13 protein-coding genes, 2 tRNA genes, 5 pseudogenes and 1 other annotated feature are annotated in these 24,251 nt (G+C 37.7%); of the genes and pseudogenes, 17 read left to right on the top strand and 3 right to left on the bottom strand.

What is annotated here, in order from left to right; all coding sequences use genetic code 11:
- Positions 1-205 precede the first annotated feature (205 nt).
- A tRNA-Gly gene (locus tag H1D32_RS06855) sits at positions 206-276 on the top strand.
- Positions 277-283: 7 nt separating this feature from the next.
- A tRNA-Arg gene (locus tag H1D32_RS06860) sits at positions 284-360 on the top strand.
- A gap of 502 nt (positions 361-862) precedes the next feature.
- On the opposite strand, the gene H1D32_RS06865 is transcribed toward H1D32_RS06860, so the two are convergent.
- The 3 genes from H1D32_RS06865 to H1D32_RS06875 all read right to left on the bottom strand — a co-directional run bounded on the left by H1D32_RS06865 (position 863) and on the right by H1D32_RS06875 (position 2,949).
- The gene (locus H1D32_RS06865; protein WP_261177499.1) at positions 863-1,285 is read right to left on the bottom strand and encodes an endonuclease domain-containing protein; all 423 of its coding nucleotides are present in this window, start codon (positions 1,283-1,285) and stop codon (positions 863-865) included.
- A gap of 85 nt (positions 1,286-1,370) precedes the next feature.
- Positions 1,371-1,943, bottom strand: coding sequence for a hypothetical protein (locus H1D32_RS06870; RefSeq protein WP_261177500.1), 573 nt, complete (start codon positions 1,941-1,943; stop codon positions 1,371-1,373).
- Entirely contained in the window at positions 1,924-2,949 is a 1,026-nt protein-coding gene (locus H1D32_RS06875; RefSeq protein ID WP_261177501.1) for a transposase, read from the bottom strand. The genes H1D32_RS06870 and H1D32_RS06875 overlap by 20 nt, the downstream gene beginning before the upstream one ends.
- Before the next feature lie 562 nt (positions 2,950-3,511).
- Between H1D32_RS06875 and ilvD the strand changes: the two genes are divergently transcribed.
- From ilvD to yihA, 15 genes and pseudogenes are all read left to right on the top strand, one after another.
- Positions 3,512-5,179 (top strand): dihydroxy-acid dehydratase, encoded by a 1,668-nt coding sequence (gene ilvD / locus H1D32_RS06880; protein ID WP_261177502.1) that lies wholly within the window; start codon positions 3,512-3,514, stop codon positions 5,177-5,179.
- A 73-nt stretch (positions 5,180-5,252) separates the two neighbouring features.
- Positions 5,253-5,514, top strand: a binding site (T-box leader).
- Positions 5,515-5,759: 245 nt separating this feature from the next.
- Positions 5,760-7,436, top strand: a complete 1,677-nt coding sequence (ilvB, locus tag H1D32_RS06885; protein WP_261177503.1) for an acetolactate synthase large subunit — start codon at positions 5,760-5,762, stop codon at positions 7,434-7,436.
- Positions 7,433-7,951 (top strand): acetolactate synthase small subunit, encoded by a 519-nt coding sequence (ilvN, locus tag H1D32_RS06890; protein ID WP_261177505.1) that lies wholly within the window; start codon positions 7,433-7,435, stop codon positions 7,949-7,951. The genes ilvB and ilvN overlap by 4 nt, the downstream gene beginning before the upstream one ends.
- A gap of 204 nt (positions 7,952-8,155) precedes the next feature.
- Entirely contained in the window at positions 8,156-9,178 is a 1,023-nt protein-coding gene (gene ilvC / locus H1D32_RS06895; RefSeq protein ID WP_261177506.1) for a ketol-acid reductoisomerase, read from the top strand.
- Positions 9,165-10,711 (top strand): annotated as a pseudogene (locus tag H1D32_RS06900) (2-isopropylmalate synthase). The gene ilvC and the pseudogene H1D32_RS06900 overlap by 14 nt, the downstream one beginning before the upstream one ends.
- A gap of 164 nt (positions 10,712-10,875) precedes the next feature.
- Positions 10,876-11,964 (top strand): 3-isopropylmalate dehydrogenase, encoded by a 1,089-nt coding sequence (leuB, locus tag H1D32_RS06905; RefSeq protein WP_261177507.1) that lies wholly within the window; start codon positions 10,876-10,878, stop codon positions 11,962-11,964.
- A 144-nt stretch (positions 11,965-12,108) separates the two neighbouring features.
- Positions 12,109-13,521, top strand: a complete 1,413-nt coding sequence (leuC, locus tag H1D32_RS06910; RefSeq protein WP_261177508.1) for a 3-isopropylmalate dehydratase large subunit — start codon at positions 12,109-12,111, stop codon at positions 13,519-13,521.
- Between the two features lie 29 nt (positions 13,522-13,550).
- Positions 13,551-14,138, top strand: coding sequence for a 3-isopropylmalate dehydratase small subunit (gene leuD / locus H1D32_RS06915; protein ID WP_261177509.1), 588 nt, complete (start codon positions 13,551-13,553; stop codon positions 14,136-14,138).
- A 301-nt stretch (positions 14,139-14,439) separates the two neighbouring features.
- Positions 14,440-15,066, top strand: coding sequence for a tetratricopeptide repeat protein (locus H1D32_RS06920; protein ID WP_261177510.1), 627 nt, complete (start codon positions 14,440-14,442; stop codon positions 15,064-15,066).
- Positions 15,060-15,458: a hypothetical protein gene (locus H1D32_RS06925; protein ID WP_261177511.1), complete on the top strand. Its 399-nt coding sequence runs from the start codon at positions 15,060-15,062 to the stop codon at positions 15,456-15,458. Before H1D32_RS06920 ends, H1D32_RS06925 begins: the two co-directional genes overlap by 7 nt.
- A 248-nt stretch (positions 15,459-15,706) precedes the next feature.
- Positions 15,707-16,993 carry a trigger factor gene (tig, locus tag H1D32_RS06930; protein WP_261177512.1) on the top strand — a complete coding sequence of 429 codons (1,287 nt, stop codon included), beginning with the start codon at positions 15,707-15,709 and terminating at the stop codon, positions 16,991-16,993.
- 568 nt (positions 16,994-17,561) lie between these two features.
- Positions 17,562-18,775, top strand: a pseudogene (gene clpX / locus H1D32_RS06935) (ATP-dependent protease ATP-binding subunit ClpX).
- 534 nt (positions 18,776-19,309) lie between these two features.
- A pseudogene (gene lonB / locus H1D32_RS06940) lies at positions 19,310-21,007 on the top strand (ATP-dependent protease LonB).
- A gap of 284 nt (positions 21,008-21,291) precedes the next feature.
- Positions 21,292-23,611 (top strand): annotated as a pseudogene (gene lon, locus H1D32_RS06945) (endopeptidase La).
- Positions 23,608-24,212 (top strand): annotated as a pseudogene (yihA, locus tag H1D32_RS06950) (ribosome biogenesis GTP-binding protein YihA/YsxC). Before lon ends, yihA begins: the two co-directional pseudogenes overlap by 4 nt.
- Positions 24,213-24,251 lie beyond the last annotated feature (39 nt).

Here is a 24,251-nt window from a genome sequence, read left to right on the forward strand (position 1 = left end):
ATGGTAGGAAGGCTGAGAAAATAATTTTCAATTTTATATTTTGATAATGCGGGTGTAGTTTAATGGTAAAACCTCAGCCACGAGCAAAACTGCCCTGGAAAATCTACGAGTTGTCTCGACGCATTAACATCTCTGAAGTACTTGAAGAGGAAGAGACATGGTAGGAAGGCTGAGAAAATAATTTTCAATTTTATATTTTGATAATGCGGGTGTAGTTTAATGGTAAAACCTCAGCCTTCCAAGCTGATGTCGTGAGTTCGATTCTCATCACCCGCTCTCTAATGTCTCAGTAGCTCAGCTGGATAGAGCATGGCACTTCTAATGCCAGGGTCGGGAGTTCGAATCTCTCCTGGGACGCCATTTATACATAACTTTTAAAAGGTTGGTACAAACGTATCAACCTTTTTTGTTGTTAAGGAAATAATATGTTTTCATCTGTTGATTGAAAAAACGAATTTTAAAAATAGGCGCTAAACTATTCGTTTTGGAACAGATAAATGCACTTAAATGCCTTATGACGTTCCAACCGCGCTCTTTGGAACATTGCTAAGGAAAAAGTGAAAAATCGCACTTCTCGCTCCTGGGATTACTCGTCGCAAAGCTTGCATTGAACCTTATTCAAAGTTGCTTGACAGATCATTTGCATGTCGCCGATAGGCGGGTAAAAGCACTACACTCTTTCCTAGGGAGCCTTGCTCTTTTCGTAACGAAAGTTATATGAATGAAAACTTAGCCATTTACTCTCTCTCCCTTTACTAGCATTTATAGAAAGGTTGCCTTTTAGAGCATGAATACTTCAGGGCTCTTACTAAATGACCTATAAAAAAGGATGTAGTCCACCAATAATGGTAGACTACATCCTTTATATTTTCTTGATTTTTTCGGTATTCAAGACCATTTGAATGACACCATCAAAATTCGCTTGAATGGCTTCATTGGAAAATTTCAAGACTTTCCATCCTGTACTTCTCAAATATAGTTCCTTATGTTTCACGATCAAGCGTCTTAGAATAGCTGTAGGCTGTTTTGGGTAAAAGAATATCGCTACTTTGTACTGCTCTAAAGCTAAGGGGATTGAACATACCCCTAGTTGAACTGCTGGCGTAACATAGACGCCATGTTTGATTAATCCATCGTACAGTAGTCTTTCTACCTCGCATGTACACTTGTGCCGTAAATCTTTTACCGGGATAATTCTTTTTTTTCTTTTCTGGTTTATCCCGACGTAGTATAACGTTATAAATATTATTGTTAAAAAAAGATATTCCAAAACTATTAAGATCATCGTCATCACCTTTACTATCATCGACAGAAAAATGAAAAAGTAACCACTAATATTCTTTTTTTCTTATACGGCTAAACTGACACAATTATTGGTTTAGCCACTTTTGTTCAACCCTGTTTAGATATTCAACCGGGTTCCTTTTGTATTGGTATCTCTTTATATGTTCATCTGTTCTTTCTTTCCAACTTTCCATTTCTTTACAATATTTCTCGTGGCTTACAATACTCAATCTCTGAATGATATTCGGATCATCAATTGCATCTTCGGCAAATACGATATACTCTCCATGTCGCATAATATAGCGATTCCATGAACGTAGCCCAGTAATTCTTCGATGCCTTCTCTTGATTTTTCGGAAGAATAACTCGTGATCATTGTTTGTCCTAGGTAAAATCGGGTAGTCATAACACGCAAATAAACCTTTCCAGAAACCTTTACTATATCTCATTAAATTGTCTACAAACTCAGCATCCTCATCTTTTGTTAACTTTTTTTCAATCTCCGTTAGGTAACTCTTTAATCTGTTTTCAACAAATTCACTGGTCTTCCGACTTGAGGGTTCTAGTATATTTGTAATCCGCCTAATCCTCGTTTGAAGTCTAACAACTTGCTTATATTCTTTAGTAAATTTATCAACATTACTGACTATTCTGAACATCTTTTCGAGTGCAAGAAGCCCCTTTTTTATCCAGACATTTTTCAAGAGATTCTTTAATCTGCTTTGTCTGTTCATAAACCTTTACACCTGGAAGTTCCAAAGGTGGGCAACCATCTTCTAGCAAGACTGAACGTATAGCTGCGGTGTATGCTAGAGTAGTCTCCGACTCTAATGTATCTTCTGTTAGCGCCTTTTTTTCTATTTCACGAATTCCACGTAACTTCTTCTTAATGTTTGTTTTTAATTTCCTATCTTTATCGACAACTGGCTTTGCGATGTCTTTTAAATAATGAAACTGACAATATTGATATGGAGTTTTAGGTGAAAGTTTTTCAAATGCGAGACGTATTGATTTTTGACCATCGCTAACAAAACCAAGTATAGGAAAACCATATTCCAATACAGGTTTAATAAATTCCATTAGTTCTTCGGTGGAGCTACTTTTCACGTTTTTAGCAGCTAAGATTGTCCCACTCAAAACCTCTCTAATAACGTAGAGTGTTTCATTTCCCTTTTCTGGCTGAACACCATCCATGGAAAGAATGATACCACCGTGGGCATCAACCGTTTCTTTAAGAATTTTTTTACTGTTTTCCTCAGCGCTAGCTCGGAGTAAAACAGTATATCGCTCATAAAGCTTTTGGACATGGCGTTCCGATACAACGACCCCATGTTCGTTAAGAATGTTCATTATCTCCATCCGAGTTTTGTGCTCTTTAAAACGAAGTTCTCCTACAAAAGCCAATACATCAGTACCGTATGTAATGTGTTTTATACTCAGGTGCTCAGCTTGAGCTGAACGAAATACGGTAGAACCATTCTCGCACTCAGCGTTAGAACAACGATACCCCATATTAACGATGGTTTTAACTCCGTCAAGGGTAGAGATAGTTTTCTTCGAAACTGTATGACAATACTCCAACTTAGATTGGCAGGTTGGGCAATTAGATAATTCAGGTTTAAAATACTTCACTTCATCAGCAACTAAACGATTTTTTGTACGCACTTATATCACCATCAATTTTTGAGTTTATAATCATTATTTTACCATAAGCCCAAGAGGTTGCGCTATTTTAACCGTTTAAGTTTTTTTTTACAATTCAATGAATTTCATAATTCATGATTTTCGATACTAAGTTCTAACTGTAGTTGCGTAAAAATCATTCACAACTTCAGTTAGATTGATATAGCTCGATTAAGGTAATTATGAGTTTCACACAATTCAAAAAAAAATATATTTTTGCAAAAATTTATAAACCTTTTAGCCTCAACTGTGTAAGCGTATACAATGGAAATGAGTGTTCAAAATTATCAAATTATTTTAAAAAAAGTGGTTGACCAGTGCTATTAAAGAGCGTATTATAATCCTCAAATACAAAAAACAAAGCACCTAACATGAAGTTTTTGCGTTAGAAAAACTGACATAACTAACGAATAGAAATTAGCTCATACTTATATTTATAGAAATCTAAAAATTCCAACAATAATCAAATTTATACTTGAAGTGACTTACTTAGCGGTAAGGGATTTTGGTGGAAGAAATGACATAGCTGGGAGATGTAGTGACTATGCGTAGTGATATGATTAAAAAAGGTGTTGACCGTGCACCGCATCGTAGTTTATTGAGAGCAACAGGTGTGAGTGAAGAAGACATGAATAAACCATTTATTGGTGTTTGTAATTCTTATATCGATATCATACCTGGGCACATGCATTTAAATGAATTTGCTAAGGTTGTCAAAGAAGCCATACGCGAGGCTGGAGGTATACCATTTGAGTTTAATACCATCGGTGTCGATGATGGGATAGCAATGGGCCATATCGGAATGCGTTATTCATTACCGTCTAGAGAAATCATTTGTGACGCAGCAGAAACAGTTATCAATGCTCATTGGTTCGATGGAGTTTTCTATATTCCTAACTGTGACAAGATTACACCTGGAATGTTAATGGCGGCTGTTCGCACGAATGTCCCTTCAGTATTTGTGACAGGAGGACCAATGGAAGCTGGGCGAACGAAAGATGGCAAAAGTCTATCACTTGCTTCTGTATTCGAAGGTGTTGGCGCTTTTCAGTCGGGTAAAATGTCACGAGAAGAACTGTTAGAAATTGAGTCATCAGCATGTCCAACATGTGGTTCTTGCTCTGGTATGTTTACAGCTAATTCTATGAACTGTTTAATGGAAATGGTTGGAATGGCCTTACCTGGTAATGGAACAATTGTTGCTACATCAGATGATCGTAAGAAATTAATTAAAGATGCTGCAAAACACTTAATGAATTTAATCGAAAAAGACATAAAGCCTAGAGATATCATAACAAAAGAAGCTATTGATGATGCTTTTGCGTTAGATATGGCAATGGGTGGATCAACAAATACGGTGCTTCACACTTTAGCTATCGCAAATGAAGCCGAAATTGATTACGATCTAACGCGAATAAATGAAGTAGCAGAACGGGTTCCTTATTTATCGAAAATTAGTCCTGCATCAGACTACTCAATGCAAGATGTACATGCAGCTGGTGGAGTTAGTGCCATTATTAAAGAGCTTTGTTCAATCGAAGGGGCTATTCACCCTGAGAGGATTACGATTACAGGAAAATCATTGTTTGAAAACGTCAAAGATGCTGAAATTACAAATGATGAAGTCATTCGTCGTAAGGATAACCCTTATAGTCCTGTTGGTGGTTTATCAATATTATTTGGAAATATTGCCCCAGATGGTGCTGTAATCAAGGTTGGAGGTGTAGATCCAAGTATTCAAACTTTTGATGGCGAAGCGATCGTTTTTAACTCTCAAGATGAGGCATTAGAAGGGATAAACAATGGCTCTGTTAGAGAAGGCCATGTTGTTGTTATTAGATACGAGGGACCAAAAGGTGGCCCAGGTATGCCGGAAATGTTAGCTCCAACTTCATCGATTATGGGAAGGGGACTAGGCACCAAGGTAGCCTTAATTACAGATGGAAGATTTTCTGGAGCCTCAAGAGGAGTCTCGATTGGTCACATTTCCCCGGAAGCAGCAGATGGAGGGCCGATTGCCTTTATTGAAAATGGTGACAGAATCGTTATCGATTTACCGAACCGAACACTTCATTTAGATGTCTTAGAAGAAGTATTAACAAGTCGAAAGAAATCCTGGGTTGAACCAGAGCCTAAAGTGAAAAAAGGTTATTTAGCTCGTTATTCAAAGCTCGTAACCTCTGCAAATACTGGTGGAGTTATGAAATATTAATTGTACTACCAAGAAAGTAAGCTTGCGTCGATAATCAGCGTCAAGCTAATTTTCTACCTAAACACTTTTATACTATAAAACGTCGAAGAGGAAAAGTAGCATTAAGAACAGTATCTTCAGAGAGCCGTAATTGCTGAGAAACGGTGGTACCTCTTAAATGTGAACTCACCTCTGAGTGTCAATATGAAAGGAATGGTAAATTCCTAGTAATGTTGATCGAGTGATACCGTCACTCGTTATCAAAAATGAATGAGAAATCGTTCCTGAGGTGGTTATTTGAGAGAATGACCATGAAAAAGGGTGGTACCGTGGAAAGAAACCTTTTCACCCCTTACTAAAAGCGTTTTGCGCTTATTTATGGGGTGAGAAGGTTTTTTATTTATAGAAAAATAAGTATGAGCGTTTTTAGTACTTGATGTCTAGCTTCAGGCGCCTTGCTCCTTTCTTATATAAAAAAGTCTGAAATATCAATCAATATCAGCCAAGTGCTGTAAGATAAGAAAATTATCAACTTGTAAGGGGGAAATAAAATGAGTACCAAGTTGAGGAAAAATGAAGTTTTAACAAGTAACGAGAAAAAATGATGACAGGGTCAGCAATGTTGATTGAAGCCTTAAAGCAAGAAGAGGTCGATGTTATCTTTGGTTATCCTGGGGGAGCGATCTTACCTACCTTTGATGAGATTTATAAGGATGGTATTCGTCACATATTAGCCCGACACGAACAAGGAGCCATCCATGCTGCTGAAGGGTATACAAGGATTTCAGGTAAACCTGGAGTAGTTGTAGTGACCTCAGGTCCAGGTGCCACGAATGTTGTCACAGGTATTGCCGATGCCATGATGGACTCCCTACCACTCGTTGTTTTCAGTGGGCAAGTTGCGACATCAGTAATTGGTACAGATGCTTTTCAAGAGTCCGATGTAATTGGAATTACAATGCCGATTACCAAACATAATTATCAAGTACGTAATGTGAATGACCTCCCTAGAATTATTAAAGAAGCTTTTCACATTGCAACAACAGGTAGACCAGGACCGGTTCTTATCGATCTTCCTAAAGATGTGTCCCTTGAAACAGGTTTGTTTGACTATAGTAAAGAGGTTAATTTACCTGGATATCAACCAACGATCATGCCGAATAAACTTCAAATTAGAAAGCTAGTCGAAGCCGTTAGTAGTGCTAAAAAACCTGTTCTATTAGTTGGAGCTGGGGTCTTACATGCCAAAGGGTCTGAAAATCTACTAGAATACGCCGAGCAGCAACAAATTCCTGTAGCTTCTACATTATTAGGATTAGGAGCTTTTCCTGGAACCCATGAGTTATTTTTAGGTATGGCTGGGATGCATGGAACGTATTCAGCCAATATGGCGATCTATGAATGTGATTTGTTAATTAGTATTGGAAGTCGCTTTGATGACCGAGTCACTGGTAATCTACAAAAATTTGCCCCTCATGCTAAGGTGGCACATATTGATATAGACCCCGCAGAAATCGGCAAAAATATTGAAACACAAATTCCAATTGTTGCTGATGCAAAAGAAGCTTTGAAAGAATTAGTTGCCCAAAATGGTTTGAAAGGACAAAATTCAGTTTGGAATGAGGATTTAAAACAATTAAAACTAGAATATCCACTTTGGTATACAGAAGATCCAACTGTCATCAAGCCTCAACAGCTAATTGAGCGCATTTATGAAAAGACAAACGGTGAGGCAATTGTTACTACTGATGTAGGGCAACATCAAATGTGGACTGCACAATTTTTTAAGTTCAATAAACCTAATCGTTGGGTTACCTCTGGTGGTTTAGGGACAATGGGCTTCGGTTTTCCAGCTGCGATTGGCGCTCAATTAGCAGCACCTAATACCCCTGTAATTGCAGTAATGGGGGATGCGGGATTCCAAATGACACTCCAAGAGTTGTCATTGCTCCAAGAAATGAATTTACCAGTCAAACTTGTTGTTGTAAACAATGCTTCATTAGGAATGGTACGACAGTGGCAGCAGTTGTTTTTTGAAGAACGATACTCAAACTCACTTTTTCCAGTACAACCGGATTTCGTAAAGCTTGCAGAAGCTTACAATATTAAAGGGATGCGAGTCGATCATGTCGCAGACTTAGACAGAGCTGTAGAAGAAATGTTAAATCATGATGGGCCAGTGTTAGTTGATTTCCGTGTAGCATCTAAGGAGAATGTCTACCCGATGGTTGCGCCTGGTGCGGGGTTACATGAAATGATTGGGGTGAAACCAGAATGAAAAGGATTATTACAGCAACGGTAAATAATGTATCTGGTGTGTTAAATCGAGTGACTGGGATGCTTGCCAGAAGAAATTATAACATCGAAAGCATAACCGTTGGTCACACAGAAAATCCAGCAATTTCAAGAATGACATTTGTTGTGATCGTAGATAACAAAAGAAGTGTTGAGCAGGTAATTAAACAATTAAACAAACAAGTGGATGTTTTGAAGGTATCAGATATTACCGATGAATCGATCGTCTCGAGAGAACTTGCCTTAATAAAAGTTTTTGTAACAGCTCAACAACGAGGAGAACTTGCTGCCATCATTAATCCATTTCGTGCTGTTATCTTGGACGTTGGACGAGAAACAATGACTGTTCAAGTCACAGGGGATCAACAAAAAATTGAAGCTTTAATTGATTTGCTTCATCCATACGGAATTAAAGAAATAGCGAGAACAGGGATTACTGCCTTTAAACGTGGTCATAAGCTTTCTGGTAGTGAACAAAGAATATCATTAATAAACTAATGCAGTTTATTTTTGCAATATTTAGAGATTTAGAGAAGTTCATAAAGTATTATTTTATAGTCTTAATGTAATTGATATAGCTTAATTAAAGCAATGATGAAACAAATCGGTTTGAAAATTTAAGAAAGAATGTGTAGAGGCGAAGTGCAAGACTTCAATTCTACACTCTAAACTATAAATTAAAATTAAGGGAGATGTTGGAGAATGGCAAAGGTATATTATAACGGAGATGTAAATGAAGCAGTATTACAAGGAAAAAAAGTGGCAGTCATTGGCTATGGGTCTCAGGGTCATGCTCATGCTTTAAATTTAGTGGAAAGTGGAGTAGATGTTGTAGTTGGACTAAGAAAAGGTGGATCTTGGGATAAAGCTGTAGCGGATGGTCATACGGTGTTACCGGTTAAAGATGCTGCAGCCGTGGCAGATTTAATTATGGTCCTTTTACCAGATGAGTATCAACCAAAGATTTATAAAGAAGAGATTGAACCGAATTTAACAGCAGGGAAGGCACTAGTATTCGCGCATGGATTTAATGTTCACTTTAGCCAGATTGTTCCGCCAGCAAATGTGGATGTATTTTTAGTGGCGCCAAAAGGTCCAGGTCACTTGGTGCGTAGAACATACACAGAGGGAGCAGGGGTACCTGGTTTAATCGCTGTATATCAAGATGCTACTGGTGAAGCAAAAGAACTAGCGCTTGCTTATGCTAAACAAATTGGTGCAGCTCGTGCAGGTGTATTAGAAACAACGTTCCAAGAAGAAACGGAAACTGATCTTTTCGGAGAACAAGCAGTTCTTTGTGGTGGAACATCAGCCTTAGTAAAAGCTGGGTTTGAGACATTAGTAGAAGCTGGTTATCAACCAGAAGTTGCTTATTTTGAATGCTTACATGAATTAAAATTAATCGTCGATCTTATGTACGAAAGTGGTCTAGAAGGAATGCGCTACTCAATTTCAGATACTGCCCAGTGGGGTGACTTTGTATCGGGTCCGCGTATCGTAACTGATCAAACGAAGCAAGCGATGAAAGATATTTTAACTGATATCCAAACCGGTAAATTCGCAAAAGGTTGGATTTTAGAAAACCAAGCAAATCGTCCTGAGTTTAACGCGATTAATGCAAGGGAAAAGCAACATCCAATTGAAGTTGTGGGGAGAGAACTTCGTGAGATGATGCCATTTGTAAAGGCAAAAGTAAAAGGTGTGGTGACAAGTGCGAAAAATTAATGTCTTTGATACGACATTAAGGGATGGAGAACAATCAGCTGGTGTAAACTTAAATTTGCTGAGAAATTGGAGATTGCAAAACAGTTAGAAAGATTGAATGTCGATATTATTGAAGCTGGATTTCCGGCATCATCTCAAGGTGATTTTCGGGCAGTCAAAGCTATTTCAGATACAATTAGAGGTTGTTCGGTAACTGGTTTATCCCGTTCTGTTCAAAAAGATATTGATACGACTTGGGAAGCGTTAAAGGGTGGAGTCGAACCAAGACTCCATGTCTTCATCGCAACATCACCCATTCATATGACTTATAAACTTAAGAAAACACCAGACGAAGTAATCGAAACGGCTGTTCAATCCGTCCGATATGCAGCTAAGTTTTTTCCACATATCCAGTGGTCAGCTGAAGATGCTTGTCGTTCTGATTTAAAGTTCTTAGTTCGTATTATTGAGCAGGTAATTGATGCTGGAGCTTCAGTCATTAACATTCCTGACACAGTTGGTTATATTTCTCCTCAAGAAATAGGTCAAATTTTTTCCTACTTAAAAGAAAATGTTCGTAATATTGACCGGGCAGTACTATCAACACATTGTCATGATGATTTAGGTATGGCCGTGGCAAACTCGCTATCAGCTATAGAACATGGTGCAGGTCAAGTTGAATGTACGATTAATGGGATTGGTGAACGAGCTGGGAATGCATCATTAGAAGAAATTGCTGTAGCTTTAAAAATTCGTGGTGATTACTATAATGCTGAAACACGCTTAAAGCTAAATGAAATAAAGAGAACGAGCACATTAGTTAGTAAGCTTACTGGGATGGTAGTACCAAACAACAAAGCTGTTGTTGGTGCAAATGCTTTTGCTCACGAGTCGGGGATTCATCAAGATGGTGTTCTTAAGGAAAAAACAACCTACGAGATTATTACCCCGGAACTAGTAGGTGTATCTTCAAACAGAATGGTGTTAGGTAAACATTCTGGTCGTCATGCCTTTAAAGAAAAAATAAAAGAATTAGGGTATACGGTGAACGAAGAAGAATTAAATCGCCTGTTTATCTCATTTAAGGAATTAGCTGATAAGAAGAAAGAAGTAACCGAAGAAGATATATTCTCAATTCTCACAGAAGAGAGGGTTGCAGCTGCGGTTGCTTATTACAAAGTTCAACACTTACAAGTGAACTTTGGTACTAATAATATCCCAACTGCAACAATTACGATGACAACACCAGACGGCGCAAAATTGCAAGAAGCGGCCACAGGATCTGGTAGTGTAGAGGCTATTTATAATACTCTCGAGAGAATGATAGATGCACCTATTAAACTTCTAGATTATCGAATTCAATCAGTAAGTGGTGGGCGAGATGCCTTAGCTGAAGTTTATGTGAAAATTAAATTTCAAGAAAATGAAACAAGCGGTCGAGGAACAGCTCATGATGTATTAGAAGCCTCAGCTAAAGCATATATTAATGCGGTTAACCGAGTGTTAACACGTAGATCAATGGAAGAAGAACGATCAGAGAAAGTACCTTTATAAATTTCTATATGACTGTATTATCAATAGGCGCCACTTTTTTCTTAGTTGACTTAGGAAGGTCTGCGACCAACAAAAATGTCTAGTAGATCAAATCGTGACTGCAGGGGCACTAGCATACTTGGCTAAAAAGCAGGCGCCTACCAAGTTTTTATGGGGGGATGAGAATGAACAAAAAAATCACAGTCATTCCAGGCGATGGAATTGGACCAGAGGTTATTAGATCAGCTATTAAGGTATTAGACTGCATTGCGGCAAAGTTTAATCACGAGTTTACGTATCAATACGCGAAATTAGGTGGAGTTGCAATAGATGAAGAAGGCACACCGCTTCCTCAAAGGACAATTGACCTATGTAAAGATAGTGATGGTGTTCTTCTTGGAGCAGTAGGAGGACCAAAGTGGGATACATTACCTGGCTCATTAAGACCAGAAAAAGGATTATTAGGTATTCGTAAAGCATTACAACTGTATGCAAATCTACGTCCAGTTAAGGCTCATAAGAGTCTACTAGATGCGTCAACACTTAAAAAAGAAGTAGTTGAAGGGGTAGATTTATTGATCGTCCGTGAGTTAACAGGAGGACTATACTTTGGTCAACCTCAAGAACGTCGTCATGAAGCAGATGGAGAAGCGGTGGTTGACACACTCTATTACAAAAAATCCGAGATTGAAAGAATTGTGAAGCAAGCGTTTGAATTAGCTCGACTTAGAAATAAAAAGGTTACATCTGTTGATAAGGCCAACGTCCTCGAATCGAGTAGATTATGGCGCGAAGTCGCAGTTGAGGTGGCTGGGAACTATCCTGATATTGAGCTAGAGCATATGCTCGTTGATAATGCTGCTATGCAACTAATCCGTAATCCGAAGCAATTTGATGTCGTTGTAACAGAGAATATGTTTGGTGACATTTTAAGTGATGAAGCATCCATGCTTACAGGTTCGTTAGGAATGCTTCCATCGGCGAGTATAGGTGGAGATGGACCTGGACTTTATGAGCCAATTCATGGTTCTGCTCCTGACATTGCCGGAAAAAATATCGCAAATCCTCTTGCAACCATATTATCAGTAGCTATGATGTTACGCTTTTCGTTCCATTGGATCGAAGAAGCTGATGCTATCGAAGAAGCAGTTACCAATGTGCTTGAAGCAGGATATCGAACCGGCGACATAGCTGAAAAAGGAGAAACGATCTTAAATACAGATGAGATGACTGAGAAAGTGCTTGAGAATATACATTTGGCGATAACGAATTAAAGTTATGAGTTATGAGTTATGAGTTATGAGATATGAGATATGAGTTATGAGTTAAAGTCAAAAGCATTTTGTTTGCTTCGAAGCTTTACATAGAAACTCATAACTCAACATTTAAAACTCAAAACTATTTTTGGAGGGTTCTGGATGACAAAGAAAACAATTATCGAAAAAATTTGGGAAAAGCATACGGTTCTTGACGAGCCAGGAAAGCCAAATCTATTATATATTGACTTGCACATGGTTCACGAAGTTACATCTCCTCAAGCTTTTGAAGGTTTACGTTTGAAAGGCAGAAAAGTTCGTCGACCTGATCTTTCGTTTGCTACGATGGATCATAACGTACCTACAATAGACCGCTATACAATTAAAGATGAAATTGCAAAAAAACAAATGGATACATTATCTGCAAACTGTCGCGAATTTGGAATAAAGATAGCAGATTTAAATAGTCCTGACAATGGTATTGTTCATGTTATTGGACCAGAGCTAGGCTTAACACAACCTGGTAAAACGATTGTATGTGGGGATAGTCATACATCGACTCATGGAGCATTCGGTGCTTTAGCATTTGGGATCGGAACAAGTGAGGTAGAGCATGTCTTAAGTACTCAAACGTTATGGCAGACAAAGCCAAAGACATTACAAGTTCATGTAAAAGGTGAATTACCACTTGGAGTTACTGCAAAAGATGTGATATTAGCCATCATTGCAAAATATGGCGTTAACTTCGGAACAGGGTCTGTGATTGAATTTACAGGGGAATCTATCCGCAAGATGAGTATGGAAGAACGAATGACAATTTGCAATATGAGTATTGAAGCTGGTGCGAAAGCTGGATTAATAGCTCCCGATGAGACCACATTTGAATATTTAAGAGGAAAACAGTACACACCTCAAGGTGAAGATTTTGATAGAGCGGTTTCTGAATGGAAACAATTGGTGACTGATGAAGGTGCTGAGTTCGATCAAACTGTGGAAATTCTGGCGTCAGAAATTGAACCACAAGTAACGTGGGGGACGAATCCTTCACAAGGTGTTAGTATAAACGGATTTGTACCAAATCCTGCCGACGCCTCAAACTCTACCGAAAAAAAGGCAATAGAACAAGGGCTTGAATATATGGGCCTTACTCCAGGTATATCAATGAAGGACGTTGAGATACAACATGTTTTCATTGGTTCTTGTACCAATTCTCGAATGAGTGATCTACGAGCTGCAGCGGAAGTAGCAAAAGGTAGGAAAGTTGCTTCAGGTGTAAGAGCTATGGTTGTTCCGGGTTCTCAGAAAATTAAGTTGCAAGCAGAAGCTGAAGGTTTAGATCAAATTTTCTTAGAAGCAGGTTTCGAATGGCGTGAATCTGGTTGTAGCATGTGCTTAAGTATGAATCCCGATTTTGTTCCAGAAGGAGAGCGTTGTGCCTCCACTTCAAATCGGAATTTTGAAGGGCGTCAAGGGAAAGGTGCTAGAACTCATCTTGTGAGTCCAGCGATGGCAGCAGCCGCAGCAATTGCTGGAAAGTTCGTTGATGTACGGACTTTTTCTGAGGCAACAGTTTAATTCTAATATAGATGAAGGGAGCAACAAACATGGCAGGTATTGAAGTTCATAAAGGGAATGTAGCAGCACTTAATCGTGTTAACGTAGATACAGACCAAATTATTCCGAAACAATTTTTAAAACGGATTGAACGAACAGGCTTTGGACAATTTTTATTTTTCGATTGGCGCTTTCAGTCGGATGGAACAGATAATCCTAATTTTGAACTAAATCAACCATATAATAATGAAGCAACTATTTTGGTTGCCAACCATAATTTCGGTTGTGGTTCCTCAAGAGAGCATGCTCCATGGGCATTGCAGGATTACGGATTTCAAGTCATTATTGCTCCAAGCTTTGCTGATATATTTTACAATAATTGTGTGAAAAATGGAATTTTAGCAATTAAACTTGAAGAGTTAGAAGTAGAAAAGTTGCTACAAAGTGCTGAAGCTGATGTTTACCAGTTAACGGTTGATCTAAAAAAGCAATTGGTCACTGATGGAAAGGGGTTTTCTGCAACCTTTACAATCGATCCTTATTGGAAAGAAATGTTAATAAATGGTTGGGATGAAGTTTCTGTCACTTTAAACTATGAAGAGAAAATCGCACAGTACGAAAAAGTTAATTCATTATAATAAAGAAAGGGACCGACAATTTGTGGGTCCCTTCTCACATGCTTGTTTCCTTTTTTAGTTAGGCTATTTTCTCAAAGATTGTTGGTTTAAAATAGCTAGTATTGACAGACATATCAAGGTCTCAAGGCATCTTTTCTAACAGTAAAAGTTGTAAACCCAGAATTATGTATTATTTAATCAATTATTGTCCATAAACCAACAATGTGCCTTTACACCCACTAAGCATGTTTCATTGTATTTGTATTTTTATAATGGTAAACTGATAGGAAACCAAGCGTAATAAGAGTGGAGCGATTGTTTCATGAAAGAGGAGCAAAAAAAACAAGAAAAGGTAGTTTTGTTTCCGGGAGTTGTGGATAAGCTTGTAGGGAAAGGGATGGAAGCATTAAAAGAAAAGCAGTTTTCTGCTGCTCTTTCCTTTTTTGAACAAGCATTAGCAATTGAACCAGACCATCCTCAGGGAAGATTTGGCGTTGCTTTAAGCCTGATTGAACAGAGTAGGCTAGAAGAAGCGAAAGAAGTTACCGAAAAAATGCTAAAAGAAGACATTGGCAATTATTATGACATACTACAAGTGCACATTTCCTTGTTAGTTCAACTTGGTTATTATGACGAGGTTGTTGCGATGTTAGAAGGCATTATGGCAGAAGAAAAACTACCTGCAAATCTGGCTGAATCTTTATATCATTTACTACATTTTAGTCGACAAATGGTTGACGATGGTGTTCCAGTAGAAATAGGTGAGGATATCCAAATCCCCCCTGAAGATTTAATACATATGTTAAATGAAGGTTCGCCTGAAAAGCAATGGCTGGCAATTCAAATGCTGGGTAAGCTGTCTAATCAAGTCTTCCTTGAAGCTGTTAAAATTTTCTTGAAAACAGAGAAGCACGATCCAGTTCTAAAAGCATTGTTCTACAAATGTTAAAGGATAAAAAGGTTGACGAATTGATTGAAATACATAAGTTTGGCAACGTAATAACCATCAATGCATCAGAGTTTGAAAATGTCTTCCATGAAAAGTTTGGTAATGATACATTAGCTCTGGTAGCTGAACAATTAGAAAATGAAAACCCAAGTCTATTAGAAATGATTACACATATTTGGTGGCACTATTTATATGCCCTTTATCCTATTTCACCTGAGCCCCTTAGTGCAAATTCATGGGCAGCAGCAATACATAAACTAGGTACAGAAATGACAGGCTTTGATGAAGATGAATTGAGGCTAGCAAAGCAATATAATGTAACGGTAGAAGAAATGCTACATTGTGCTGCTAAAATCATGAAAATTGAACAGGAAACCTTTAAAGAATATTGAAATTGTAGTTTTCTTTCTTGTCTGGTAACAACCTATATGGAAGTAAATTCTGACAGTTGAAATGATGAAGCGGTATGGTATAATAGAATGGTTGTAAATGGTGGAATATCATATATATTTTGTGCTTTATGTACTTTAACCTAGTTAATGAAATAAAGTAACAGGAATTTGAGGCTTAGAGGACAAGCCGATTTTTCAAAAACAAACAACAAATACTTAACGAATGAAATGTTGGAGGGAAAGAATAAATGACTGCAAAATGGGAAAAGTTAGAAGGAAATCAAGGCGTACTTACAATTGAAGTAGAAGCCGCACAAGTTGACGAAGCTTTAAACCAAGCTTTCAAAAAAGTAGTAGGAAAAGTGAATGTACCTGGATTTCGTAAAGGGAAAATTCCTCGTGCAATGTTCGAACAACGTTTTGGTGTAGAATCTTTATATCAAGATGCACTAGATATTTTATTGCCAACTGCATATGCAGCAGCTGTTGCTGAAACAAAAATTGAGCCAGTAGACCGTCCTGATATTGATGTTGAACAAATGGGCAAAGGCCAAAACTTAATTGTTAAAGCAACTGTAACAGTTAAACCAGAAGTGCAATTAGGTGATTATAAAGGTTTAGAAATTGAAGAATTGGAAACAACTGTAACAGACGAAGATGTTGAGTTAGAATTAAAACGTCTTCAAGAAAAGCACGCTGAACTAACAGTAGTGGAGAATGGAACAGTTGAAAACGGCGATACAGCAGTTATTGATTTTGAAGGCTTTGTTAATGATGTTGCTTTCGAAGGTGGAAAAGGTGAAAACTATTCGTTAGAAATCGGATCTGGTTCGTTCATTCCTGGTTTTGAAGAGCAATTAGTTGGTGTTAAATCTGGAGAATCAAAAGATGTTGAAGTTTCGTTCCCTGAAGAATACCATGCTCCTGAACTTGCAGGTAAACCAGCAGTGTTTAAGGTAACTGTTCATGATATTAAGCGTAAGCAATTACCTGAACTAGATGATGAGTTTGCGAAAGATGTAAACGAAGAAGTTGAAACTTTAGATGCTTTAAAAGCTGATATCAAAGAAAAAATGATCCAAGACAAAACTACTGAAGCAGATCATAATAAGCGTGATACATTAGTTGAAAAAGCTGCTGAAAATGCTACGATTGACCTTCCACAATCTATGATTGATACGGAAATTGATCGTATGTTTGAAGAGTTTGGTCAACGTCTTCAAGCTCAAGGATTAAGCCTTGACATGTACTACCAATTCTCTGGTCAAGATGAAAATGGTATGCGTGAGCAATTTAAAGGAGATGCTGAAAAGAGAGTTCGTATTAACTTAACTCTTGAGGCTATTGCAGAAGTTGAAAATCTTGAAGTGTCTGATGAAGAAGTTAATGCAGAACTTGAAAAGATGGCAGAACTTTATAAGCGTTCTGTAGACGAGCTAAAACAAATATTAGCAATGCAAGGCGGCATCGAAGCATTAAAAGGTGACTTAAAAGTTCGTAAAGCAGTAGATTTCCTTGTAGAAATAGCAAAGTAGTTGCTTAATGAGAAAAGGAGTGGGGTCTGTTAAAGGATAGACCTTACTGGGAAAATAAGTTTTTCTTATTGAAATACCAAACTTTCTTATCTGAAAAATAAAAACAAGGCACGATTTATTCGTGCCTTGTTTTATACTAAAGTCATTGTAAAAATCTTGAAAAGATAACTACATATCGCTTAACCTCATTTTGCATTACTAAAGATTATGGGAAAATCTTCTGTATAAAAAAAGGGAAAAAGGAGGTAAAAGTTGAACTAAATACATATACTTTTTATATCATTTTTAGCTAGAGAAAAAAGGCCGAGTTTTTCTAGTTAGAACAATTTTGAAATTGGGTAAAATACTATTAAGTACATATACCTGGGAAAGTACAGGTGCTTCTATTAACGCTTTTAGCGTTAAATATGATAAAATGCAATACATATAAGCAAGTAATAAACGGCCAATTTATTAAACATCTTTTTTACTTTAATAAACTTTATTAAAGTAACGAGAAATCAACAAATTAGTAAATTTTTTTCTATAATGCGAAGATATAGAACTAACTTTGAGGGGTGAAATGATTATGTTTAAATTTAATGATGAAAAGGGTCAGCTTAAGTGTTCTTTTTGTGGTAAAACACAGGACCAAGTGAGGAAACTTGTTGCCGGACCAGGCGTCTATATATGTGATGAGTGTATCGAATTATGTACTGAAATTGTCGAGGAAGAACTGGGTACCGAAGAAGAAGTTGACTTCCAGGATATTCCAAAACCTAAAGAGATTAGAGAAATATTAGACGATTATGTCATTGGCCAAGAGCAAGCTAAGAAGACGCTATCAGTGGCTGTATATAATCACTACAAAAGAATTAATTCAGGCCAAAAAGGCGACGATGTTGAACTTTCAAAAAGTAATATTTGTATGATTGGACCTACAGGAAGTGGTAAAACCCTTCTAGCTCAAACTATGGCACGGATTTTAAACGTTCCTTTTGCTATAGCTGATGCGACAAGTCTAACTGAAGCTGGATATGTAGGTGAAGATGTTGAGAATATCCTTTTAAAGCTTATTCAAGCAGCTGACTATGATGTAGAAAAGCAGAAAAAGGGATAATTTATATTGATGAGATTGATAAGTAGCTCGCAAATCTGAAAATCCATCAATTACGCGTGATGTTTCAGGTGAAGGGGTTCAACAAGCATTACTTAAAATTCTTGAAGGAACAACCGCTAGTGTACCACCCCAAGGTGGCAGAAAACATCCGCACCAAGAATTTATCCAATTGATACTACTAACATTCTCTTTATTTGTGGCGGAGCTTTTGATGGTATTGAATCGATCATCAAACGCCGTTTAGGTAAAAAAGTGATCGGTTTTGGTTCAGAAGGAAAACAAGAAGATTTAAAGCCTGGCGAATACCTAGCAAAGGTACTACCAGAAGATTTACTTCGTTTTGGTTTAATTCCTGAATTTAGTGGGCGTTTACCTGTCATTTCAAGTTTAGAGCCATTAGATGAGTCTGCGTTATTGAAATTTTTAACAAAGCCTAAAATGCTTTGGTAAAACAATACCAAAAATTACTAGAGCTTGATGACGTTGAATTAACATTTACAGAAGATTCGTTAGTGGAAGTGGCGAAACAAGCCATCGAGCGTAAAACTGGTGCTCGTGGATTACGCTCAATTATTGAAGGAATTATGTTAGATGTTATGTTCGAATTACCTTCTCGTGATGATATTGCGAAATGTAAAATCACCCCAGAGGTAGTGACAGAAAAGGCAGTCATCCGATCTTAGAAACAAAAGACGGTGAAGTGGTTCAACAACCAGTACCAAAAGAAAGCTGCATAAAAATGTAGCTAGCTAGCGATTCCTTAGGATCGCGTAGCTTTTTCTTTGTTTCGTAGTAGCACACATTTGGCCTTGTCAGAACGGACTAAACAGGGAAAAGCACACTACACTTTTTCCTAGGGAGCTTTCGCTTTTTTTGTCTAGCTCCAGGCGCCTAGTTCCCTCGAGTAAAATAACCTGCCAAGTGAAAAAGTGAAAAGGCGCACTTTTTCCTTGTCAGAACATTTGCTTGTCGCCTTTGTTCTTTTCTAATGTCTAGCTACAGCGCCCAGTCCCGTCGAGTCAAATAANCTGCCAGAGGAAAAAGTGAAAAATACGCAGCTATTTTCCTGTCAGAACATTTGCTTATCGGAACTAATCGGGCCGCCACCGCTATTTCTTCTAACAATTATTCCCTTCTCACATTTTGAAGGTTACTCCANACAGTTACCGGAGATACTAAAAGGCATAAGATCTTGAAAATATGTAGGAGGTTACTTCATGAATTGGACAGGAATTGCATTGTTTNATCCAACTATTTTTTGGGATAATTATTGGCCTTTATTTTTGGAACCTGTTAAAAAATCAAAGAACACAACGGGTTTCAGTTGATAAAGAATCAAGAAAAGAACTAGAGCAGCTAAGAAAAATGAGAGCAGTAAAATTAAGTGAAACCGTTATCAGAAAAGGTTCGCCCAAAAAGTTTTGATGAAATTATTGGTCAAGAAGATGGTATTCGCTCGTTACAAGCAGCCCCTATGTGGTCCAAACCCTCAACATATTATTGTTTATTGGACTCACCTGGTGTTGGGAAGACAGCGGCAGCTAGACTAGTGTTAGAAGAAGCGAAGAAAAATCCATCATCACCATTTCGGGCATCTAGTGTATTTATAGAGTTAGATGGGACCACTGCTCGTTTCGATGAAAGAGGAATCGCTTGATTCCACTAATAGGTTCGGTACATGACCCAATTTATCAAGGAGCAGGAGCGATGGGGCAGGCTGGGATCCCACAACCAAAACCAGGGGCAGTAACTAAGGCGCACGGTGGAGTTTTGTTTATTGATGAAATTGGAGAACTACACTCAATTCAATTTAATAAATTATTAAAAGTGCTAGAGGATCGAAAAGTTACTTAGAAAGTGCTTACTATAGCGAAGAAAACACACAAATCCCACAACATATCCATGATATTTTTAAAAATGGACTACCAGCTGATTTTCGATTAATTGGTGCTGCAACTACTAGGACACCAAGTGAAATACCTCCAGCCATTCGATCTCGCTGTTTAGAGGTTTACTTCAGAGCGTTAAAACCTTCTGAAATCATTAAGGTTGCCAAAAAAAGCGATTGAAAAAATTAATTTTGNGATGGTAAGATGGATGTTCTTGAGCTTATCTCAAAATATGCGGACAAACGGACGAGAAGCAGTTAATATTGTGCAAATTTCTTCTGGAATTGCAACTGCTGAAAACAGAGAAATTATTAAGGTGGCTGACTGTTGAATGGGTGATCCACTCTAGCCAACGATCGCCTCGACCTGAGAAAAATATTCATGAAGAGCCCCAAGATTGGGTTGGTGAATGGACTGCTGTTTATGGTCCAAATTTAGGGGCAATTATTGGAAATTGAAGTTACGGCTAATGAAAATAAGGGCAAGGGCTCAATAAATATTACAGGAATTGCAGAAGAAGAGAGTACTGGAGATCGTAGCCGTTCAATTAGAAGGAAANNTATGGCCAAAGGATCAGTAAGATAATGTCGTTGACAGTCTTAAAGCAAATGGGGCGTTCGGACTTACGATTTCGATATTCATGTGACCTTTCCAGAGAGGCACACCTATTGATGGTCCTTCTGCAGGTATTTCAATGGCCACAGCTATATATTCTGCTGCAATTCATGGGATCAAAGTAGATAATTCTCTAGCGATGACAGGTGAATTAAGTATACATGGAACGGTAAAACCGATAGGTGGTGTGGTTGTTAGGTCGAAGCAGCAAAACAAGCGGGAGCAAAAAGAGTAATCGTACCTAAGGAAAATTACCAGTCACTCTTTAAAGATGAAACTGAAATTGAGGTCATTGCAGTTCGAACACTACAAGAAGTATTTGATCTCTCCTTTGTTTATGAAGAAAGCACATCAGAGGAGGAAGTTATCCCTGCAAGTATCGGCGCCTTTAATGAACCAACGCCAATCTAATTTACTATAGAAGGGGCCAATAAAGCCCCTTCTATAAAAAAATGTAAAGAATTGTTTATGTTTGTTTCCCTCATTCATTAATAAAATCAGTTATATTAGACAAAGATGGGACTATAGGATAAAATTGTACAATATTAACGTTTTACTACTTGTTATTTTTAGTTGACAACAATGAATCGGCATATATAAAGGATTCTTATTGCTTAAGGGAAAGACTAAAGCTAATACAGGTAAAGGTAGCATCATTCTATCGAATTAGAGATGTTATATGGAGGTGTGTACATATGGAGAAAGAGATTATTGTTATTCCGCTTTTGCCATTGCGAGGAATACTTGTGTATCCGACAATGGTATTGCACTTAGATGTTGGCCGAAACAAATCCGTCCAAGCATTAGAAATGTTATGGTAAATGATCATAATATATTTCTTGCTACACAACGAGAAATTGCGATAGATGAGCCTTCTGAGGATGAAATCTATACAATTGGAACTCTTGCAAAAGTGAAGCAAATGTTAAAACTTCCAAACGGGACAATTCGTGTACTGGTTGAAGGTTTGCAACGTGCTCGAGTCGAAAGGTTTCTCGAGAACGATGAGTTTTTTGAAGTAGAGATGACACTCATTGAAGATGAAACTAGCGGAGATGCTGAAGAACAGGCGTTAATGAGGAATGTTTTACTTCAATTTGACCAATATATAAACTTTCTAAGAAGATTTCAGCTGAGACTTTAGCATCAGTTGCTGATATTGTTGAACCAGGGCGTCTAGCAGATGTAGTTGCTTCCCATTTGCCATTAAAAATTGTTCAAAAGCAAGAAATATTAGAAACTGTTTCAGTCAAGGAACGCTTAAGTAAAATAATCGAAATCTTAAATAATGAAAAAGAAGTTCTTGGTCTTGAAAAGAAAATTGGTCAACGTGTAAAAAAATCAATGGAACGCACGCAAAAGGAATACTACCTAAGAGAGCAAATGAAAGCCATTCAAAAAGAACTTGGAGATAAAGAAGGCAAGGAATCTGAGCTTGAATTATTTAAAGAGCGCATTGAACAAGCGGGTATGCCAGAAGCCATTGAAGAAAAAGCATATAAAGAGCTTGATCGCTACGAAAAAATGCCAGCTACTTCTGCGGAAAGCTCAGTCATTCGTAATTATTTAGAATGGTTAACAAATCTACCTTGGCATAAGGAAACAAAAGATGTTTTAGATATTAATCGAACAGAAACGATATTAAACGAAGATCATTATGGACTTGAAAAAGTAAAAGAACGCGTTCTTGAGTATTTAGCTGTCCAACAACTAACAAATCAATTAAAAGGACCTATCCTTTGCTTAGCTGGACCACCTGGGGTTGGAAAAACATCCTTAGCTAGGTCAATTGCACGTTCTTTGGATCGTAATTTTGTTCGTATTTCATTAGGTGGTGTCCGCGATGAAGCAGAAATCCGTGGCCATCGTCGTACGTACGTTGGAGCAATGCCTGGCCGAGTAATTCAAGGAATGAAAAAAGCTGGCACAATTAATCCTGTATTTTTATTAGATGAAATTGATAAAATGGCCAGTGACTTCCGTGGTGATCCATCATCAGCGTTATTAGAAGTACTTGATCCAGAACAAAATAATACGTTTAGTGATCATTTTATCGAAGAGCCATATGATTTATCTAAGGTAATGTTTATAACAACTGCTAATAATGTTGGAACAATTCCTGGACCACTATTGGATAGAATGGAGATCATTCATATACCAGGATATACCGAAGTGGAAAAACTTCATATTGCAAAGGATTATTTACTTCCAAAGCAAACGAAAAATCACGGACTTGATAAAGGGAAAATTCAGGTTAAAGATGATGCGCTTCTAAAAGTCATTCGTTATTACACAAGAGAAGCTGGTGTAAGGAATCTTGAGCGTCAAATGGCCACTCTTTGCAGAAAAGCAGCAAAGATCATTGTCTCTAATGAGAAAAAACGAGTGATTGTTACAACCAATACGATTGAACAAATGTTAGGTAAGCCGAGATTCCGCTACGGTATAGCTGAAGAGGAAGATCAAGTGGGAGCAGCAACAGGCTTAGCTTACACAACAGCTGGAGGTGACACTCTCTCGATTGAAGTGTCTCTTGCACCAGGAAAAGGGAAATTAACCTTAACGGGTAAACTGGGCGATGTCATGAAAGAATCAGCTCAAGCTGCATTTTCTTACATTCGTTCCCGTTCGGCTGAATTGGATATCGACCCAACGTTCCATGAAACGAACGATATTCATATTCATGTGCCAGAGGGTGCTACTCCTAAGGATGGTCCTTCTGCAGGGATTACAATGGCAACGGCACTTATTTCTGCTTTAACAGGCCGTGCAGTACGTAAAGAAGTTGGTATGACTGGAGAAATTACTTTAAGAGGACGTGTTTTACCAATTGGCGGATTAAAAGAAAAGTCAATGAGTGCTCACAGGGCCGGTTTAAAAGTTATTATTCTTCCTAAAGATAATGAGAAAGATATAGATGATATTCCGGAAAGTGTACGTAAAGATTTAACGTTTATACCAGTATCGCACTTGGATGAGGTATTGAAGCATGCGTTAGTAGGAGAGAAAAAATGAAAGTAACACAATCAGATATAGTAATAAGTGCAGTTAAACCAGAGCAATATCCAGCCACAGGGTTTCCTGAGGTTGCCCTTGCTGGACGCTCTAATGTAGGTAAATCATCTTTTATTAATAAGATGATTAACCGAAAAAATTTAGCCCGAACATCTTCCAAACCAGGTAAGACACAAACGTTAAACTTTTATATTATTAATGAAATGATGTATTTCGTGGATGTCCCAGGTTACGGTTTTGCTAAAGTACCAAAAGCGAAAGAGATGCTTGGGGAAGAATGATTGAAACCTACGTTACTGCTCGTGAAACCTTAAAGGCAGTTATTCTGCTCATTGATATTCGTCATGAACCATCAAAAGATGATGTTGCAATGTATGAGTGGTTAAAACACATGGGTAAACCCGTGATTATTATCGCAACCAAGGCTGATAAAATTCCTAAAGGGAAATGGCAAAAGCATGAAAAAGTGATTAAAGAAGTACTTAATAAAGATCCAAATGACCCTATCGTTGTATTTTCATCTGAGACTGCTATGGGGAAGGAAAAAGCATGGAGTACCATTGAGTCATATTTATTTAGACCTAAAGAAAAAGATCTTTAGGTCTTTTTTTTAGGCAAAAGATAAGAATTTATAAATCTT

The organism is Anaerobacillus sp. CMMVII (genome assembly GCF_025377685.1).
Lineage (GTDB): Bacteria > Bacillota > Bacilli > Bacillales > Anaerobacillaceae > Anaerobacillus.

What these genes read in the sequence shown, in the direction of transcription:
- H1D32_RS06865 (WP_261177499.1), bottom strand. Translation starts at nt 1,285, where the DNA reads ATGATCTTAATAGTTTTGGAATATCTTTTTTTAACAATAATATTTATA.
- H1D32_RS06870 (WP_261177500.1), bottom strand. Translation starts at nt 1,943, where the DNA reads ATGTTCAGAATAGTCAGTAATGTTGATAAATTTACTAAAGAATATAAG.
- ilvD (WP_261177502.1), top strand. Translation starts at nt 3,512, where the DNA reads ATGCGTAGTGATATGATTAAAAAAGGTGTTGACCGTGCACCGCATCGT.
- ilvB (WP_261177503.1), top strand. Translation starts at nt 5,760, where the DNA reads ATGATGACAGGGTCAGCAATGTTGATTGAAGCCTTAAAGCAAGAAGAG.
- ilvN (WP_261177505.1), top strand. Translation starts at nt 7,433, where the DNA reads ATGAAAAGGATTATTACAGCAACGGTAAATAATGTATCTGGTGTGTTA.
- ilvC (WP_261177506.1), top strand. Translation starts at nt 8,156, where the DNA reads ATGGCAAAGGTATATTATAACGGAGATGTAAATGAAGCAGTATTACAA.
- leuB (WP_261177507.1), top strand. Translation starts at nt 10,876, where the DNA reads ATGAACAAAAAAATCACAGTCATTCCAGGCGATGGAATTGGACCAGAG.
- leuC (WP_261177508.1), top strand. Translation starts at nt 12,109, where the DNA reads ATGACAAAGAAAACAATTATCGAAAAAATTTGGGAAAAGCATACGGTT.
- leuD (WP_261177509.1), top strand. Translation starts at nt 13,551, where the DNA reads ATGGCAGGTATTGAAGTTCATAAAGGGAATGTAGCAGCACTTAATCGT.
- H1D32_RS06920 (WP_261177510.1), top strand. Translation starts at nt 14,440, where the DNA reads ATGAAAGAGGAGCAAAAAAAACAAGAAAAGGTAGTTTTGTTTCCGGGA.
- H1D32_RS06925 (WP_261177511.1), top strand. Translation starts at nt 15,060, where the DNA reads ATGTTAAAGGATAAAAAGGTTGACGAATTGATTGAAATACATAAGTTT.
- tig (WP_261177512.1), top strand. Translation starts at nt 15,707, where the DNA reads ATGACTGCAAAATGGGAAAAGTTAGAAGGAAATCAAGGCGTACTTACA.